This is a genomic window from Micromonospora ureilytica (assembly GCF_015751765.1).
GTDB lineage: Bacteria > Actinomycetota > Actinomycetes > Mycobacteriales > Micromonosporaceae > Micromonospora > Micromonospora ureilytica.
On sequence record NZ_JADOTX010000001.1, the window covers coordinates 4248850 to 4266037 of the forward strand.

A 17188-nucleotide genomic window follows, 5' to 3' on the forward strand; every position below is an offset into this window, starting at 1 on the left:
CGTGCCATGACTCGCATCACCGTGGACGTGAACGACGAGTGGCTGGACGCCGCGAAGGATGTGCTTGGCACCGACACCAAGGTGGCCACAATCAATGCCGCCCTGCACGCGTTCGCCGTACGCCGGCAGGCTCGCGAGATTGTTGCCGCGTTCGATCAGGTGGAGATGGACTTTTCCGGGTCGGTGGACGCCTGGCGCTACGGCGGCGGTCGCGACCTGGACTCGCTTACCGAGCAGGCGCGCGACGCCGAGGCGGCCTGATGGCTGGTCAGATCTATCTCGCGGACACCTCGGTCTACGTGCTGCAGGGTCGTCACGCGTCGGTCCGGCGGCGCTTCGAGACGCTCCTGGCCGAGGGGCGGCTCGCCGCCTGCCACATGACCAGCCTGGAATACCTCAACAACGCACCCCACCAAAAGGGGTACGAGATCCTCTGGCAGGCACTACGCGGGGGTCGCTGGATTGACGTGTCGACAGCGGCGATGGACCGCGCCATGGCGGTCCATCGCCTACTCGCGGCCGAGAGTCAGCACCGCAACTTCCGGCTGCCCGATCTGATCATCGCGGCGACCGCCGAAGAGCACGGCGCGACCGTCCTGCACTACGACGCCGACTACGACCGCATAAGCGCTGTCACCGGCCAGCCCACCGAGTGGGTGGCACCAAAGGGCAGCCTCTGACGTTCGCCTCGGGGCGACACACCGGAGGAGGTCCAGCGGCGGCTTTCGCACACCTGTCGGGTAATTTCTTGTGGTCCGCCATCCCGGCCTACGACAGGAGAAGCTCCGCGCATGGGCAAGAAGACGATCCACGTCTCCGACTTCACCGGCACGGTTCTGCAGCAGGACGACGAGGTGGTCCGCATCGTCGTGCTGGAGCACCCGGACCTGGTCGCCGGGCCCGTGCAGTTGGACGCCACCCCGGGCGAGGTGGAGAACATCGACGACGCCGCGCTGGACGTGGCGGTGGTGGAGATCCACGACCGGCACGGTGGCGGCGAGCCCCGTCGAGTGGTGTTGACCGCCAGCGAGTTCGACGCGATGGCCACCGACGTGCCGATGGCGCAGCTGTTGAAGACGGCCGAGCGGGTCCGCCCACCCAAGGCCCGCAGGAGCACCGAGAAGATCGACTACGGCACGCTGGACCACGCCGGCAAGCCACACCGGGGCCGGGTCACCGAGGAGGAGGCCCGCCTGGTGCGCGAGCAACTCGACGAGGTCAACAAGCGCCTCGCCGACGCGGGCGTACGCCAGATCGACCCTGCCGATCCGGAGCACGCCCTGCGCTACGGCTTTCCTGACGTTTCCTGACCCCGGGTTCTCACTTCTTCCCGACGGCGGCGGCGAGAGCGGCGGCCAGGTCGCCCTCGACCGCCGCCTTGTCCAGGCCGAGGTTGGTGAGCACGCCGGCGCCGTCCTCCTGCTCCAGCAGGGCGAGCAGGATGTGCTCGGTGCCGATGTAGTTGTGCCCGAGGCGCAGCGCCTCCCGGAAGGTCAGCTCCAACGCCTTCTTGGCGCGCGCGTCGTACGGGATGAGGTCCGGAACCTGCTCGACCCGCGGTGGGAGGACGGCACCGACCGCCTCCCGTACCGCCTCGGCGGTGGCGCCCCGACCAGCCATCACCCTGGCGGCCAGCCCCTCCGGCTCGGCCAGCAGGCCCAGCACCAGGTGCCCGGGGCCGATCTCGGCGTTGCCGTTGGCTCGGGCCTCCTCCTGCGAGGCCATCACCACGTTGCGGGCGCGAGGGGTGAACCGGCCGAAGCCGGCGTTGGGGTCGAGCGCCGCGGTGTCGGTCGCCTTCGGCACGAAGCGCTTCTGGGCGGCCTGCTTGGTGACCCCCATGCTGCGGCCGATGTCGGTCCAGGAGGCGCCCGAGCGCCGGGCCTGGTCGACGAAGTGTCCGATCAGATGGTCGGCCACCTCGCCGAGGTGATCGCCGGCGATGACCGCGTCGGTGAGTTGGTCGAGCGCGTCGGTGTGCGCCTTCTTGATCGCCTGGATCAGGTCGTCGAGCTTGACGGTGTTACCGATCTGGAGAGGATCTGTCATGCGTCAACCATAGGTTGACGCATCCGCCTCGTCAACCCTGAGTTGACGAATTCAGCCGGCGTACTCCGGCAGCAGCTGGGCTACCGCCGCCGGGGACGGCATGGCGGCGATCTCCTCGGCGACCGCTCGGGCCGCGTCGCGCTGCTCAGCGTTGCCCTGCCGCGGCAGCAGCCGGTGCACCTGCTCGGCGATGGCGTACGCCTCCACCTGGCCGGGAAGGAGCCGCAGCGCGACACCGGCGGCGGCGAGCGTGTCGGCGTTGGCGAACTGGTCCGCGCCCTGCGGCAACATCAACTGGGGTACGCCAGCGGCGAGCGCGCCGAGGGTGGTGCCGCTGCCCCCGTGGTGCACCACCGCGTCGACGAGCGGCAGCAACTCCGCCTGCGACACCCACTGGTGCACGCTGACCTGGTCGGGGATCTCGCCAAGCTGTTCCACCGGCACCCGGCCGGCCGCGACCACCACCTGCGCGTCCAGCGTCGCCAGACCGGCGATGGCCGTGCGGAGCAGCTCCGGCGTGCCGAACGCGGTGCCGAGGGTCAGATAGATCAACGGTTGGGACGTCCGACGGTTCACCAGTTCGGGCAGCGGGGCGGGTGTCGAGAAGGCGACCGGTCGCAGCTCGATCCGACGTTCGGTGGCGAGGAAGCCCTTGTCCTGCAGCGAGGGCGGCCAGATGTCCAGGTGCGGCCGGCCGACGGCCTCGGCGTTCCTGGTGGGGAGTTCCAGGCCGATGCCCTCGGGAAACATCCGGCCGAACCCGTGCCACAGACCCGGTATCCCGGCCCGACGAGCCGCCACGGCCGCCCCCGGCAGCCCCCACTCGTGCACCACCAGGTCGGGCCGCAGCCGCGTCAGCTCCGGTGCGAGATCCTCGGCGTACACCTCGTAGAAGGCGTCGCCGGGGCGGAACGGCCGCAGGCCGTGCGCGGCGAGTGGCGCGTGCACCTCCGGACCGGCGGCGAAGTGGACCTCGTGCCCGGCATCCCGGGCGGCGATCGCCAGCGGGATCAGCGGATAGGTGTGACCGACGGACGCAAGACTGGCGAACAGCACACGCATGGCGTCGGACCCTACCTGCCCCACCGTGGGCCCGGTCGGGTCCGCTGGCCGTATACGGTGGGCTCCGGTCGAGCGCGGTCACCGGCGGGAAGGGCGGTCATGCGTCTGCACGTGGGGTGCGCCATGTGGAGCCACCGGTCATGGCCGGGCCACCGGCTACCACCCACGGAGCGCCTGCGGCACTACGCCAGTTGGTGCGACGCCGTGGAGGGCAACACGACGTTCTACGCGACCCCGGCCAGGGACACGGTCGCCTCGTGGGCGGCGCAGACGGATCCGGACTTCCGGTTCGTCCTCAAGCTCCCCAAGGTCATCACGCACGAACGCCGGCTCACCGACGTCGGCGAACCGCTGCGCGCCTTCCTGGACGCCATCGAGCCGCTCGGCCCGCGCGCCCACGCCCTCTGGATCCAACTGCCCGGCTCGTTCGCGCCCGCCGACGTCCCGGCCCTGGGCCGCTTCCTCGCGCAGCTTCCGCAGTCCCACAGGTACGCGGTGGAGGTCCGCCATCCCGCGTTCTTCACCGACGCCCGCGCGGCCCGACTGCTCGGGGCGACACTCGGCGCCGCCGACGCCGAGTGGATCCCCTTCGACACGACGGCCTTCTTCGCCAGCCCGCCGACCAGCGACGCGGAGCGGGACGCCTGGACCAAGAAGCCGCGCGTGCCGCTCCGGTCCGTCGCGCTGACCGACCGGCCGATCGTCCGCTACCTCGGCCGTGACGACCCGACGCGCACGACCGAGGGGTGGCAGCGCTGGATCGACGTGACAGTCACCTGGCTACGCGAGGGGCGCTCGCCGACGATGTTCATCCACACCCCGGACAACGCCGACGCGCCGGTGCTCGCCCGCCGGTTCCACGACGAGGTACGGGCACGCGTACCCGGGCTCGACGCGTTGCCCCAGCCAATCCCGGTCGAGCCGCTGACGTTGTTCTGACGGGACACGTCAGCCTGCTAATCAAGCAGGTCGTCGAGGTGGGCTGCCGTGCTGATCAGCGAGAGGTGGCTGAACGCCTGCGGGAAGTTACCGATCTGCTCACCGGTCGGCGCGATCTCCTCGGAGTAGAGGCCGAGCGGGTTGCTGTAGGTGAGCATCTTCTCGAAGGTCAACCGGGCGTCGTCGATCCGGCCGGCCAGAGCGAGCGCCTGCACGTACCAGAAGGTGCACATGTTGAAGGTGCCCTCGGTGCCGGCGAGACCGTCCGGCGAGGCGCTCGGGTCGTAGCGGTAGACCAGGCTGTCGGAGACCAGGCCGCTGTCCATCGCCCGCAGCGTCGACTCCCACATCGGGTCGGTCGGCGAGATGAAGTTCAGCCCCGGCATCGCCAGCAGCGACGCGTCCAGGATGTCGGACCCGTAGTGCTGCACGAAGGCGCGACGTTCCTGGTTGAACCCACGAGTCATCACCTGCTGGTAGATGGCGTCACGTTCGGCCGACCAGCGGGCGATGTCGCCGGGGCGGCCCCGACGTCGCGCGATGCGGATGGCCCGGTCCAGCGCGACCCAGGACAACACCCGACCGTAGGTGAAGTCCTGCCGACCGGAACGGGTCTCCCAGATGCCGTCCTCGGGCTGGTCCCAGTGCGCGCAGAGCCAGTCCATCAGGCCGGCCGTCTTGCGCCACCCCTCGTACGGCGGGATCAGCCCGTTGCGGTCGGCGAGCTCCAACGCGACGAGCGCCTCGCCGTAGATGTCGAGTTGGAGTTGCCCCGCAGCGCCGTTGCCGATCCGCACCGGCGCGGAGCCGCGGTACCCCTCCAGGTGACCCAGCACCTCCTCGGGGAGGTCCGGTGAGCCGTCGATGCGGTACATGATCTGCAGGGGCAGGTTGCCGTCGCGTGCCTCCCGGATACGCGCGTCGAGCCAGAGCAGATACTTCTCGGCCTCGTCGGTGAAGCCCAGGCGCAGCAGCGCGTGCACCGAGAAGGACGCGTCCCGGATCCAGGTGTAGCGGTAGTCCCAGTTCCGCTGCCCGCCGATCTGCTCGGGCAGCCCGGCGGTGGGCGCGGCGACCAGGGCGCCGGTCGGCGCGTACGTCATCAGCTTGAGGGTCATCGCCGAGCGCTCGACCACCTCCCGCCAGCGGCCCTTGTAGCGGGAACCGCCCACCCACCGCCGCCAGTGGTCGCGGGTCTCGGCGAGCAGCTCGCACGCCTCGTCAGTACTGAGTGCTCGGGGCGCGTGCGGGCAGGCCGTCTCCAGGACCACCCCGCCGATGTCGCCGGCGTGCAGCGTGAACGACGCGGACACGCCCTCGGCGTCACGTTTGATGTCCCTCGTGTCGAACTCGCGGACCGAGTTCTTGAAGGCGGCGAGGGTGAAGCTCATCGTCGCGCTCCGGAAGACATCGCCCTCGGGGTGCACCTCCAGCTCGTACGGATCGCGCCCATAGTTGAACCGTGGGTGGCAGTGGAAGCGGAACTGCATGGTCCCCCGGACCATCCGGACCAGCCGGATCAACCGGTGCCGGTCGGTGGCCTGCGCACCGGTGACGGGCATGAAGTCCAACAGCTCACCGACACCGTCGGCGCTGTGGAAGCGGGTGATCAGGATTGGCGTACCGGGCAGGTAGAGCTGCTTGCTCGTGTAGTCGACACCGTGGGGCGAGAGCTGGAAATGGCCACCGTTGCGGCGATCCAGCAGGGCGCCGAAGACGCTCGGCGAGTCGAAGCGGGGCGCGCAGAACCAGTCGACAGTGCCGTCCGTGCTGATCAACGCCGCGGTCTGCAGATCACCGATCAGACCGTGGTTCTCGACTGCCGGGTAGCTCTCCACGCCATCCCCCGCCATCCGTGCCGGCAATGGCGGCGACTACCCGGCCGAGGACGAAAAATGCGGGCCACGGCTCAACATCGTCAAGACCCCCAGCCCATTGCGGAAGCGGACCTTCCGCAATCGTCGATAGCGTCAACACCAACGACATCGACGAGAGGACACCTGATGAGCCTGCGAGGATTTGCCACACTGAACATCTGGGCGGACGACGTGGCAGCGGCGACTGCCTGGTACGCGGACTTCCTTGGCGTCGAGGCGTACTTCATGCGTCCCGGCCCCGACGGACGCCCGGCCTACACCGAGTTCCGCATCGGGGACTACCAGGCCGAGCTGGGCATCATCGACCGCAGGTACGCACCGGCCGGCGCGGCCACCGGGCCGGGCGGCGTGGTCATGCACTGGTACGTCGACGACCTCGACGCGACAGTCGAGCGACTGTTGGCGATGGGTGCCACGGAGTACCAGCCGATCACTCCGCACGGGGACGAGGGGTTCATCACCGCGGCGGTGGTCGACCCGTTCGGCAACGTGCTGGGCGTCATGAAGAATCCGCACTACCTCGACGTCCTCGCCTCGCTGAAGGCGACCTGACGCGGTTCAGTCCCACTCGTCCCGGTCCGCCGTCCGCCGCACCAATGCTGCCGCTTCGTCGGCGTTCAGCCCGCTGGCCATCAGCAGGTCGTGTGCCGACGTGCGGAAGTCACCGGCGGCGATCATGCCCGAGTAGCCCAGCCGGTGGGTGTGCGGGCGGGTGGGATCCGACGCGGCGGGTCCCTGCGCCTTTCCGACCAGCTCGACGGCCGTCAGGATCTGCTGGCGCGCCTGTTGCGGCTCGGCCCGCGCGCGGATCGCGCAGCGCAGCGTCTGCACGCTGTCGGCCAGCAGGTCGATGGCGCCGGGAAACTCCTCCGGCACCGGTTCGCCGTCCCGCAGGGCCCTGGTGAGCCTCCTCGCGATCGCGCGCATGCTGTACAGGGTGCGTTCCATATGTCGGACGGCACCGGTGTAGTAGGCCAGGGATGGGCGCTCCCGCCAGCGCAGTGGCGCCAGTCGCACCACCTCCTGTGCGGCGCCGAGCCCCTCGTCAAGCACGGTCAGCCGGGAGCCGAGGCCGCGTAACGCGTCAAGGCTCCGCTGGGCGCCGTCAACATCCCGAAGGCGCAGCGCCGCGGCCAGATCGTGCATGGCGGTGATGGCCGGGTCGAGGACGGGTTCGGCCAGACGCCGCACGGTCCGCTGCGGGTGGATGGGCACCAGCAACAGACCGACCGCCAACCCGACCACCCCGCCGACCGCGGCGTCGACGAAGCGAGGGACGGACAGGTCCCGCACGGGCGGTTCCAGGGTGGCGATCAGCACCGCGGTGCCGCCAGCCTGGGTGAGCAGGGAGCCACCGCCCTTGAGCAGAATGGCGACGATGATCGCCAGTACGACGACCACGCCGGTCTGCCAGGCCCCGATGCCGAACAACGGCATGAGCGCGTCACCGACGGCGAGCCCAAGGACGACTCCGACCAGCAGCTCGACGGTGCGCCGCAGGCGCGAGCCCATCGCGGCGGCCACGATGCCGACAGCTGTGGTGGGCGCGAGCACCGGGGCGGGATTGTCCAGGAACTGGTACCCCACGAACCAGGCAATCGTCGCCGCGACGCCGGCCTGCACGGCGAGCAGCCCGAAGAGGCGAAACCGCCAGGCGCGGGAGCGCAAGCCGTGCCCCACCCGCTCGCGGAGGCCGGCCCAGGTTCGGTCGACCCGGGACACCCGGTGCGGGGGCGGGTCGTCGTCAGCTGCCGGCTCCTGCTTGGCGGGCATCCGCGCCGTTTACCCAGCGAAGGCGTACCTATCCGGCTGGTGAGCCGAATCGTGTGAGTGTCGGTCAGTGGGCGGGGTTCGGCGTGTGCGGGAGTTTGCCGAGTTGACGCCAGTTCGTCTCGGCGACGTCGACACCGTAGTGCTTGGCGGCGGCGAGGATGTTCTGAAAGGCCAGGTCGCGGTCCTTGTCGGTGACGCCCTGCACCTGGTCGAACCGGGCGATGGCATTGCGGACGTGGCCCGCATCGGTCATCGGTTCCTTGCGCTTCTCGGGGAACGCGAAGACGCTCTCCGGCAGCTCGCGCTTGTCCTTGTCCGACAGGGTGCCGTGCTTCTCGTGGGGCTTCCAGGTTGCCTTCATCGCCCAGCATTACCCGCACGCTGTCCGGCAGCACCTCCGAAGCCGACATTTTCCGGACGATCGACACCGAACAAGATCCATATCATGCCGGTCGGGCCACACGAAGCCGAAGCCCTTCCCATGTTGTCCTTTGTGGAGTGAGAGCATGGCCGACATGGATATCTACGAGGACGCCCGTACGGTGTCACGCTCCGACCTGGCCGCCTGGCTGCGTCAGCTGGCCCACCAACTGGAGTCTGATGGGCGGCTCTTCTACGGCGCGGCAGGTGCGGTGACGGTCGCGGACACGGTGCGCTGCGAGCTGGAGATCGAACGGGAGAACGAAACGGAGGTTTCCGTCGAGATCGAGTTCTCCTGGACCGAGCCCGCGCGCGTCAAGGTGGCGGACGAGGAAGAGCCCTCGACTGACGACGAGGCCGCCGAGCCGACCGACGCCACGCCGCACGCCGCCTCCTAGCGACGGCGCCGACCCGAGATCGGGCGTGGGTACCGTCCGTCGAATCCGGCGGACGGTACCCACGGACGCGGGAAGCCCGCGTACTTTAAGGAAGGTTTAAAGACCTTCCGAGCGTGGGCTGCAAGCGCCTACCATTCGGCGGCCGTGGCCGCTCGGGTCATCCTGGCGTCTCCTCGTTGGGAGTGACACGTGTCGTACGAAGGCCCGCCGCCGTCACGTCATCGCGTTCCTGGCTGGCTCGCCCGCCACCGGCTGGGCGTAACCCTCGGCGCGGCGGCCGTAGTCGTCATCGCGGCGGGGGGTGTGTACCTGGGCAGCGGCGCGGCGCAGCCCGAGCCGTCGAACGCGGCCAACGCCCTCGAATACCCGCCGTCACCGGCCGGGCAGCCAGCTTCGCCCGGCGCGACAGTGCCGGCCTCCGCGACCCCGTCGGCCTCCACGACCCCGTCGCCCGGGGCGACGCCGTCGACCGCTGCCGCGCCGAAGGTTCCCGCAACCGGTTGGGTTCCGGTCGATCGGGCGGCCTGGAAGACGCAGGCCGACGCCTACCGGGCGTTGAAGGTCGACCCCGTCCCGGCCGGCGTGGGTAACCTCCCGGAGTTCCGGGCCGACTGCCAGTACAGCCACCGGCTACCGGACGACCCGATCGTCGCCCCCGGCCTACCCGGCGCGTCACACATGCACTCGTTCGTCGGCAACAAGGCAGTCGACGCGAACACCGTCGCCGGGGACCTGACGAAGTTCACGGCCACCTCCTGCAAGCCGGTCCAGGACCACTCCGCCTACTGGGTGCCGACGCTCTACGACAACGCGACGGGAAAGCCGGTCGAGACCACCGGATTCCGGGTCTACTACCGCTCGCTCGCCAAGAACTCGACAGGCCAGATGCCGATGCCCAACGGCCTGCGCATGATCTCCGGCGACGCAAAGAAGAAGAAGCCCACACCACGCGGCGCGACCGGCCAGTTCTACTGCGCCTTCTACGGGCCCGGTGACCTCGACGGCATCGCCCGCAGCACCAACGGCAACTGGCCGATCTGCGGGGGCGACGCGACGCTGCACTTCATGATGCAGTTCCCGGACTGCTGGGACGGCAAGCACCTGGACAGCCCCAACCACAAGGACCATGTGGCGTACGGCAGCAGCAACTCCTGCCCGACCAGCCACCCGGTCCGGATCCCGGCGATCACCTTCGACATCCAGTACCCGGCGAAGGGCACCCCGGCGGGCTACTACCTCTCCTCCGACAAGGAGGGCAAGAGCGCCTCGTCGATGCACGGCGACGCGTTCGTGATGTGGGACGTCAACACCATGAACAAGCGCACCAGGAACTGCGTCCAGGGACGCCGGACCTGCGACAACTACGGCTACCAGAAGTAGCCGGGGCCAGGCCCGTGTCGGCCTGGCCCCGGGGTCTGGTCGGGTCAGCTACGCAGCGTCCACCGCTGGTTCGTGCCGCCGTTGCAGGACCAGAGGATGAGCTTGGTGCCGTTGGCGGTGGCGGCGCCGTTGGCGTCGAGGCAGAGCCCGGACTGGGCGTTCGTCACGGTGCCGTTGCTGTTGACGTTCCACTGCTGGTTGAGCCCACCGTGGCAGTCCCAGATGATGACCGCGGTGCCGTTGGCCGTGCCGGCCCCGGAGGCGTCCAGGCACTTGTTGCCGTACACGGTCAACTGCTTGCTGGCGCTCTGGGTCCACCGCTGGTTGGCGGCGCTGGAGCAGTCCCAGAGCTGGGTCTGGGTGCCGTTGGTGGTGGAGGAGTTGGGCACCTCGGCACAGCGACCGGACTGGGCACCCACGAGTTGCCCGTTCCCCGTACCGCCGCCGCCCTGCTGCTGCCGGACGATCGATGTCGACTCGACCGACCGGTTGCCCTGGGCGTCGACGACGTAGAGCCGGTACTCGCCCTGGGTGGTCGGCACGGCGATGGACGTGGCGGTGCCGGCCGCCCTGGTCATCGTCGCCCCGGCGGTGAAGCTGGTCGTGCCGTACGGGGCCAACCAGACCGACTTGGTGGCGTCACCGATGCTCCGGATCGGAATCGACGCCGTGGCACTGGCGACGAAGGTGCTGGCCGGCAGCACGTAGTTCGGCGCGGAGAAATTGCTCGCCGGAATGATGTCCCGGTACGCGTCCTCAAGGCCGGAATTCGCGGCGATGCCGTACGCCGTCGCCGGCCAGACATAGTCGGAGGAGACGATGATGTCAGCCACCGTGCTGTTCGGCAGGTTCTTGTTCGAGACCTTGTTGATCGGGCCGTAGATCTGCGTGATGCTCAGATCGTGCTTCCGCCCGAAGTCGTCCGAGTTAATCATCCAGGTGACGTTCTTGTCGATGCTCAACACGTTGTCGCGGAACGTGATGAACGCCGACCCCTCGTCCGGGTGCAGTCCGTACTTGTGGCCCGACGGAACACCCTGGAGGTAGTTGTTGGTGATGGTGGTACCGGGCTGACTACCAAGCGTGTAGATGGGGGCCGTGTCGCTGAGACGCTGCACCGTGTCGATGATGTGGTTGTAGCTGATGGTGTTGTTTCGCGCCGTCGTGGTCGGCCGGTTCGGCACGATCGAGCCCGACGATCCGTCGAAGTTCCACCAGCCCCAGCCGAGCGTAATGCCGGACCATGGGGTCTTCTCGATCCGGTTGTGCTGGATGGTGAGGGTGTCGGCGAAGTAGGCCGAGATGGGGCTGTGCCCGTTGAACAGGACCGCGCTGTCGTAGAGGTAGTTGTTCTTGATGTCGATGTTCTTCGGCAGCCCCTCGACCGACGCGGAGTACTTCTCCCGGTTGGTCGACGTGCCGTCTCCGATGTAGACGTGTTGCGGATGGCCCACGAGGATCGCGGAGCCGGCGATGTCGTTGGTGTGGTTGCCGATCAACTGTGTGCCCTGCACGTCGTTGACCATGCTGATCCCGTCGGCACCGGTGTGTTGGATCCGGTTGCGTTGCAGGAGGATCCCGTCGGCGTTCTGCACCTGGACGATGCCGGGAACCACGTCGACGTTGCGGTAGTGGTAGACGTGGAAGTTGCCCTTGGCGTACACGTTCGCGCTCAGATTGCCCTGCTGCGCCTGCTTGAGGACCGAGCCGGCGACGTTGACCAGGTTCCAGTCGGAGTGCTGCACCGTCAGGCCGGAGAACGTGATGTTGCGCGCGTGGCTGCTCGTCGAGGTGCCGGCGACCCGCAGCACTGTGGTGACGTTGTTCGGCGCGTAGACCGTCGCTGTCGACATGTTCTCGGCACTGGCCTTGTAGTAGTAGACCGTCTTGGTGCCCTTGTCGAAGTAGAACTCACCGGGCGCGTCGAGGAACTCGTAGGCGTTCATGAGCTTGTGCGTGCCGCCCACCTGGGCGTTGCCGTTGAACGAACCCTGGGCGATCGCCGCACCGGGCTGCTGGAAGAGGGCGACCCGGTTCGCGCCGTCGGAACTCGTGGTCACCTGGCGGACGCCCACGATGGCCGTGGTCCAGGTCGTGCCCGTCTCGATCTCGATGTCGTCCTGGTTGCGGGCGACGGCAGGAAAATCGTTCAGGCTGTATTTTGCGCCGTCACACTGCGACCCCGACTCCCACGCCCAGGCGGCCTGGTTGGCGGTGATGTTGTACGTCCCGTAGCAGCCCGCCGAGCTGATCGTCTTCGACGCCATCAAAGCGCGCTTGTCATTGACGTAGAGCGCCCGCAGTTTGTTGGCGCGGTCCAGTGGCGCCTTCCAGATATTGCCGCTGTGCTGGGACCATCCGGTCACCTGGACACCGCCGTCGAGGACCGGCGTCTCGCCGGGATAGGCAGCGTAGGCGACCCGGAACCCGTTGTTGCCGGAGTCGCTGGCACCGAACTCGACGGTGCTGGTGACCGGGTATCTCCCGCCGCGGAGATACACGTTGATGTCACCGCTCATTGTCGAATTTATCGTGCGAACCACGTCCCGCGCGCGTTCAACCGTCTTGAACGGCGATTGCAGGGTCCCCGGGTTGGCGTCGTTACCGTCGGGAGCGACATAGTAGGTCGCCTGGACCGCGGCCGATGCCGGCAGCTGGTTGGTCAGCACGGCCGGCAGTGTGGCGGCGACAAGCGCCGCCACCGCCAACACTGACATTCGAGCGGTGGATATGGCTGACTTCACGTCTGTTCCTCTCACTGGTCGTCGATGTGGTGCCCAAAGTGCGTATCGAGCGACGAGTACGGAACAGCGACGCCACTAAGGGCCGGCGGGGACTTCCGTCGCCCCGACCGCACTCTTTGTTAACCGCCCCGAAATTCTTACTGGGAGCGTAGGTCACACGTCTGACGAATGCAACTGGCAATTGGGGGGCGTCTATGTAGAAATGCCCCCGGATCGGGCAGATCAGCCAGCCTGACCGCACGCCCCCACCCGCGTCGTCCGACGAATCCACGGGGACGGGGGACCGCGCGGGCCTCGCCGCCGAGGCCCACCAACCACACGTGCAGGAGGGCTACCACTCGCGCCGCCAGCCGGGCTGCGTCCTGAGGTGGCGGGTCTGCGTCAGCGCTCCTTTGGAGCTGAATCGTTTACGACATCACCGGCACATGCGATCCCTCGCGACACCACCGCCGCGCGACCCCTTCGCGCGACCCTCCGCGACACCATCGCCACGCGGCACTCCTCGCGACACATCGCCACACGGCACCCCCTCGCCGCGCCCCCTCGCGAGACCACTCCCGCACGGTCCTGGCGCCTGATTCGTTTGCGGCATCAACTCCAAAGGACCGCAGTACTGAACTCCGCCCACGTCGCCGTCACGAGAGACTCAGCGGCCGCCCTGGGTCGGGCCGACGATCAACCCACCCCCACCGGCCCCGCTCATTCGGGACGCCGCACCAGCCGACCGACGACGGCCCGCTGCCGTTGACCCCGAAAGGCTCCGAAAGTTTCGGCGACCTCACGACCTGAGCCAGCGTCCTCCGCCTGCCCACGTCAAGGGCAGTGGACCCCCATCGAGCGGCCAAGGGACCTGAACGTGGGCACCGATCACACATTGACTTCGATTGATGTTCTGCTTACAGTCACCAACGAAATACCGAAAGTTTACCGAAAAGTAATCCGGAGGCCGGCCACCTTCCGCAGGTCGCCACGCAGCGACGGCGGCCTGGCGTCGGTCCGCTCCGGCAGCGAACCAGGAGGAATACCAGCGATGTCGCAGCTCGTCCTGTTCGCGATCGACATCTGCGCGGTGGCGCTGCTCGTCTTCGGGCTCTACTTCCCGCGGCACCGCCGGCGCGACCTGGTCGTCGCCTACCTGGGGGTCAACGTCGGTGTCCTCGCGGTGGCGAGCGCGCTGAGCGCCAGCGACGTCGGTGCCGGGCTGGGGCTGGGGCTGGCGTTGTTCGGGGTGCTCTCCATCATCCGACTCCGGTCGACGGAGCTCGACCAGCACGAGGTGGCGTACTACTTCTCGGCTCTCGCGCTGGGCATTCTCGGCGCACTCAGCACCACGTCGGTCTGGCTCAGCGGGGGCCTGATGGCACTCATCGTCGCGGTGATGTTCGTCGGTGACCACCGACGGCTGCTCCGGCACTACCGGCACCAGATCATGGTGCTCGACTCCGCCGTCACCGATCACGTCGCTCTCGTCGCCCAGCTGGAGCAGTTGCTCAATGCCCGGGTGCACAACGCCATCGTCCAGCGGCTCGACATGGTCAACGAGACCACAGTGGTCGACGTCCGATACTCGGTCGCTCGGCGCAGCGCGGCGACCGGCACCAGCAAGTCGGCCCGGGCCGGGGCGCTCCGATGACCGCCCCACCGCTGGCGAGGCTGGCGCCGATCGCACTCGCCGAGGTGATCGACCGAGCGGCGCTGCAGTGCAGGGTGGACCGCAAGTACGTGATCGCGGTGGACGAGCTGCCGCACCTGCTGGACCAGCTCACCCCGTACGCCCGGGTGCTGGACATCGATGGCGAGCGCACCTTCCGGTACGAGTCCGTGTACTTCGACACGCCCTGTCTGGCCAGCTACCACTGCGCCGCGTACCGGCGGCGCAGGCGCTTCAAGGTACGGACCCGGACCTACCTCGACTCGGCTCAGTGCTGGCTGGAGGTGAAGATCAGCGGAGCGCGCGGACGGGTCACCAAGCACCGACTGCCGTATCTCGCCGAGGACCGCCGCACCGTCAGGTCCGGACGCGGGTTCGTCGACGATGTGCTCGATCGGGAGTCGATCCTGTCCAACCTCGCCGGCAGCCCGCTGGAGCCGGTGCTGGTCACCAGCTACCGTCGCTCCACTCTGCTGCTGCCGGCGACAGCGAGCCGGGTCACCATCGACACGGGGCTCACCTGGCAGGACGGTGACCGCGCACTCCGACTGCCCGGCATCGCCGTGGTCGAGACCAAGACCACCTCGGCCCCCTCGCTGGTCGACCGCGTGCTGTGGCAGCGCGGGACCCGGCCGGTACGCATCTCGAAGTACGCCACAGGTCTCGCGGCGCTCCGCCTGGACCTCCCAGACGTGCCGTGGCGACGGACGCTACGCCGCCATTTCCGCGCCGACCCGTCCTCGGCGCTCCTGGAGTTGACAGTTCCCACCCGATCAGAACAGGAGGCATCGTGCGCATGACCACCCACAACACCCGTCTTCCGGCGGCGGCCCTTCGTGCCGCCGGGATCGCCGCCGCCACCGTGTTCGTCGCAAGCCTGCTCGTGGTGTCTTCGCCACCGGTGGGCGCCGAACCCGTCGCCACCACCCAGGCCACCCGACCCGTCACCGAACGCACCCAAGCCGCCGCCGCACCGGCCGCGGCGGACGACCTGATCGGCGACATCGTCTTCTCCGTTCCCAGCGGCACCTTCCGGGGAGAGGTGGCGGTGACGCTGAGCAGTACGGTCAGCGGCGCCCAGATCCGCTACACCACCAACGGGCAGCCGCCCACCGCCCAGTCGTCGCTCTATTCCGGCTCCGCGCTGCGCTTCACCCGCACCACCCAGTTGCGGGCACAGGCGTTCGTCGGTCAGACGCCAACGGGTGCGCCCGGCACCGCCATGTACACCGCGCAGAACGTCACCACCGCCCACGACCTGCCGGTGGTACTGATCGACTCGTACGGTGCGGGCCGGCCAGACCGTGAGTATTTCGACGCCACCACCATGATCTTCGAACCGACAGGCGGCGGCACCACGTCGCTGGCGGCCACGCCGACGCTCAGCACCCGAGCGGGATTCCGGCTGCGCGGCAACTCGTCCGCGACGTTCGAGAAGACGCCGTTCCGCGTCGAGTTCTGGGACAACGAGAACGACGACGCCGACTACCCGGTGTTGGGCATGCCCGCCGACTCCGACTGGGTGTTGCGCGGCCCGTTCCCCGACAAGGCGCTGATCCGGGAGGCGCTCGTCTACGACCTCGGACGCGAGATGGGGCTGCCGGCTCCGCGCTACGCGTTCGCCGAGTTCTATCTCAACACGGACGCCGCACCCGTGGGTGCCGGTGACTACATGGGCGTCTACATGTTCATGGAGACGATCAAGAACTCCAAGGACCGCCTCGACCTCAAGCAGTTGGATGAGGACGACGTGACCCTGCCGAAGATCCAGGGCGGGTACATCTGGAAGTTCGAGTGGATGGCGGCCGAGGAGCCCACGTTGCCGTGCACCGGGCCGGCCGCCACCTGTTGGAACTACCTCGAAGTTGCCGACCCGTCGCCCCTGCAACCGCAGCAACGGGACTGGCTGCGCGGTCACCTCCAGGAGTTCAACGACGTGCTGCACTCGTCGAACTTCGCCGACCCGAACACCGGATACCGCAAGTACATCGATGTCGACTCCTTCATCGACCTCATGATCGTCAACGAGCTGAGCCGGGAGATGGACGCGTACGTCCGTAGCTCGCACTTCTACAAGGACCGGGACAGCAAGATCTTCGCGGGTCCGCTGTGGGACTTCGACCTCAGCTTCGGCGTCGGTGGCTTCTTCGCCAATGACCAGGTGTCGGGCTGGCAGCACCAGCAGACCCGGCAGCCGTCGGCCAACGACTGGTTCGCCCAGTTGCTGCGCGACCCCGCTTTCGTCAACCAGGCCCGATCACGCTGGCAGACGCTGCGACGGGGCCTGCTCTCCGACGCCGCGCTCCAGACCCGGATCAACACTCTCGCGACCCCGCTGACCAACGCGGCCCAGCGCAACTTCCAACGCTGGCCCAACCTGACGTCGCCGACGGTCAGCTTCTTCCGTACCCCGACCTCGCCCACCTGGCAGGGGCAGGTCCAGGTCATGCGGGACTGGATGCTGCGACGCACCGCCTGGCTGGACTCCACCGCCGGCTGGGGTGGGTCCGTCACCACCCCGCCGCCCACCACGCCGCCGCCGACCACGCCGCCGCCCACCACTCCGCCGCCGACCACGCCGCCGCCCACGGCCGGCTGCACCGCGACGTACGCGGTGACCAGCCAGTGGACCGGCGGCTTCCAGGGCGAGGTGCGGGTCACCGCGGGAACCTCCGCGATCAGCAACTGGACCGTGACGTGGACCTTCTCCAGCGGCCAGAGCGTCACCCAGGCATGGAACGCGACAGTCACGAGTCAGGGATCCGCGGTCACCGCCCGCAACGTCGCCTACAACGGCGCGCTCGGCGCCGGCGCCAGCACCGCGTTCGGGTTCCTCGGCTCGTCCACCGGCACACCCAGTACACCGTCGCTGACCTGCACGGCGAGCTGACCAAC

The 17188-nt window shown here is 68.5% G+C and carries 16 protein-coding genes; 10 read left to right on the forward strand and 6 right to left on the reverse strand.

The features are described 5' to 3' along the window. Window positions 1-6 precede the first annotated feature (6 nt). From IW248_RS19110 to IW248_RS19120, 3 genes are all read left to right on the forward strand, one after another. Window positions 7-261: a type II toxin-antitoxin system VapB family antitoxin gene (locus tag IW248_RS19110; RefSeq protein ID WP_196928080.1), complete on the forward strand. Its 255-nt coding sequence runs from the start codon at window positions 7-9 to the stop codon at window positions 259-261. Beyond that, window positions 261-680, forward strand: a complete 420-nt coding sequence (locus IW248_RS19115; RefSeq protein ID WP_196928081.1) for a PIN domain nuclease — start codon at window positions 261-263, stop codon at window positions 678-680. The genes IW248_RS19110 and IW248_RS19115 overlap by 1 nt, the downstream gene beginning before the upstream one ends. A 111-nt stretch (window positions 681-791) precedes the next feature. Continuing rightward, on the forward strand, window positions 792-1310 hold the full coding sequence (locus IW248_RS19120; RefSeq protein WP_196928082.1) for a hypothetical protein: 519 nt from the start codon (window positions 792-794) through the stop codon (window positions 1308-1310). Between the two features lie 10 nt (window positions 1311-1320). Here IW248_RS19120 and IW248_RS19125 read toward each other — a convergent pair whose 3' ends face one another. Both IW248_RS19125 and IW248_RS19130 read right to left on the reverse strand, forming a co-directional pair. Further along, window positions 1321-2049: a Clp protease N-terminal domain-containing protein gene (locus tag IW248_RS19125; RefSeq protein ID WP_196928083.1), complete on the reverse strand. Its 729-nt coding sequence runs from the start codon at window positions 2047-2049 to the stop codon at window positions 1321-1323. 51 nt (window positions 2050-2100) lie between these two features. Continuing rightward, window positions 2101-3111, reverse strand: coding sequence for a glycosyltransferase (locus tag IW248_RS19130; RefSeq protein ID WP_196928084.1), 1011 nt, complete (start codon window positions 3109-3111; stop codon window positions 2101-2103). Window positions 3112-3210: 99 nt separating this feature from the next. Between IW248_RS19130 and IW248_RS19135 the strand changes: the two genes are divergently transcribed. Continuing rightward, window positions 3211-4050: a DUF72 domain-containing protein gene (locus IW248_RS19135; protein ID WP_504739303.1), complete on the forward strand. Its 840-nt coding sequence runs from the start codon at window positions 3211-3213 to the stop codon at window positions 4048-4050. A 17-nt stretch (window positions 4051-4067) separates the two neighbouring features. Here IW248_RS19135 and IW248_RS19140 read toward each other — a convergent pair whose 3' ends face one another. Then, window positions 4068-5888 carry a glycoside hydrolase family 15 protein gene (locus IW248_RS19140; protein WP_196928085.1) on the reverse strand — a complete coding sequence of 607 codons (1821 nt, stop codon included), beginning with the start codon at window positions 5886-5888 and terminating at the stop codon, window positions 4068-4070. Window positions 5889-6053: 165 nt separating this feature from the next. On the opposite strand from IW248_RS19140, the gene IW248_RS19145 reads away from it, so the two are divergent. After that, window positions 6054-6479 (forward strand): VOC family protein, encoded by a 426-nt coding sequence (locus IW248_RS19145; protein ID WP_196928086.1) that lies wholly within the window; start codon window positions 6054-6056, stop codon window positions 6477-6479. A gap of 6 nt (window positions 6480-6485) precedes the next feature. Here the strand turns inward: IW248_RS19145 and IW248_RS19150 are convergent, their stop codons facing one another. Both IW248_RS19150 and IW248_RS19155 read right to left on the reverse strand, forming a co-directional pair. Further along, window positions 6486-7700, reverse strand: a complete 1215-nt coding sequence (locus IW248_RS19150; RefSeq protein WP_196928087.1) for an FUSC family protein — start codon at window positions 7698-7700, stop codon at window positions 6486-6488. Between the two features lie 64 nt (window positions 7701-7764). Beyond that, window positions 7765-8061, reverse strand: a complete 297-nt coding sequence (locus IW248_RS19155) for a DUF6582 domain-containing protein (protein WP_124817598.1) — start codon at window positions 8059-8061, stop codon at window positions 7765-7767. A 145-nt stretch (window positions 8062-8206) separates the two neighbouring features. On the opposite strand from IW248_RS19155, the gene IW248_RS19160 reads away from it, so the two are divergent. Both IW248_RS19160 and IW248_RS33145 read left to right on the forward strand, forming a co-directional pair. After that, window positions 8207-8518: an amphi-Trp domain-containing protein gene (locus tag IW248_RS19160; RefSeq protein ID WP_196928088.1), complete on the forward strand. Its 312-nt coding sequence runs from the start codon at window positions 8207-8209 to the stop codon at window positions 8516-8518. Window positions 8519-8707: 189 nt separating this feature from the next. After that, complete coding sequence (locus IW248_RS33145) at window positions 8708-9898, forward strand: DUF1996 domain-containing protein (protein WP_196928089.1); 1191 nt, start codon at window positions 8708-8710, stop codon at window positions 9896-9898. Between the two features lie 44 nt (window positions 9899-9942). Here the strand turns inward: IW248_RS33145 and IW248_RS19170 are convergent, their stop codons facing one another. Next, entirely contained in the window at window positions 9943-12615 is a 2673-nt protein-coding gene (locus IW248_RS19170) for a ricin-type beta-trefoil lectin domain protein (protein ID WP_231396354.1), read from the reverse strand. A 1057-nt stretch (window positions 12616-13672) separates the two neighbouring features. Between IW248_RS19170 and IW248_RS19175 the strand changes: the two genes are divergently transcribed. From IW248_RS19175 to IW248_RS19185, 3 genes are read left to right on the forward strand one after another with little or no spacing between them, the layout of a single operon-like run. Continuing rightward, the gene (locus IW248_RS19175) at window positions 13673-14275 is read left to right on the forward strand and encodes a DUF4956 domain-containing protein (protein WP_196928091.1); all 603 of its coding nucleotides are present in this window, start codon (window positions 13673-13675) and stop codon (window positions 14273-14275) included. Next, window positions 14272-15093, forward strand: a complete 822-nt coding sequence (locus IW248_RS19180) for a polyphosphate polymerase domain-containing protein (RefSeq protein WP_196928092.1) — start codon at window positions 14272-14274, stop codon at window positions 15091-15093. The genes IW248_RS19175 and IW248_RS19180 overlap by 4 nt, the downstream gene beginning before the upstream one ends. Then, window positions 15090-17183 carry a CotH kinase family protein gene (locus IW248_RS19185; protein ID WP_196930268.1) on the forward strand — a complete coding sequence of 698 codons (2094 nt, stop codon included), beginning with the start codon at window positions 15090-15092 and terminating at the stop codon, window positions 17181-17183. Before IW248_RS19180 ends, IW248_RS19185 begins: the two co-directional genes overlap by 4 nt. Window positions 17184-17188 lie beyond the last annotated feature (5 nt).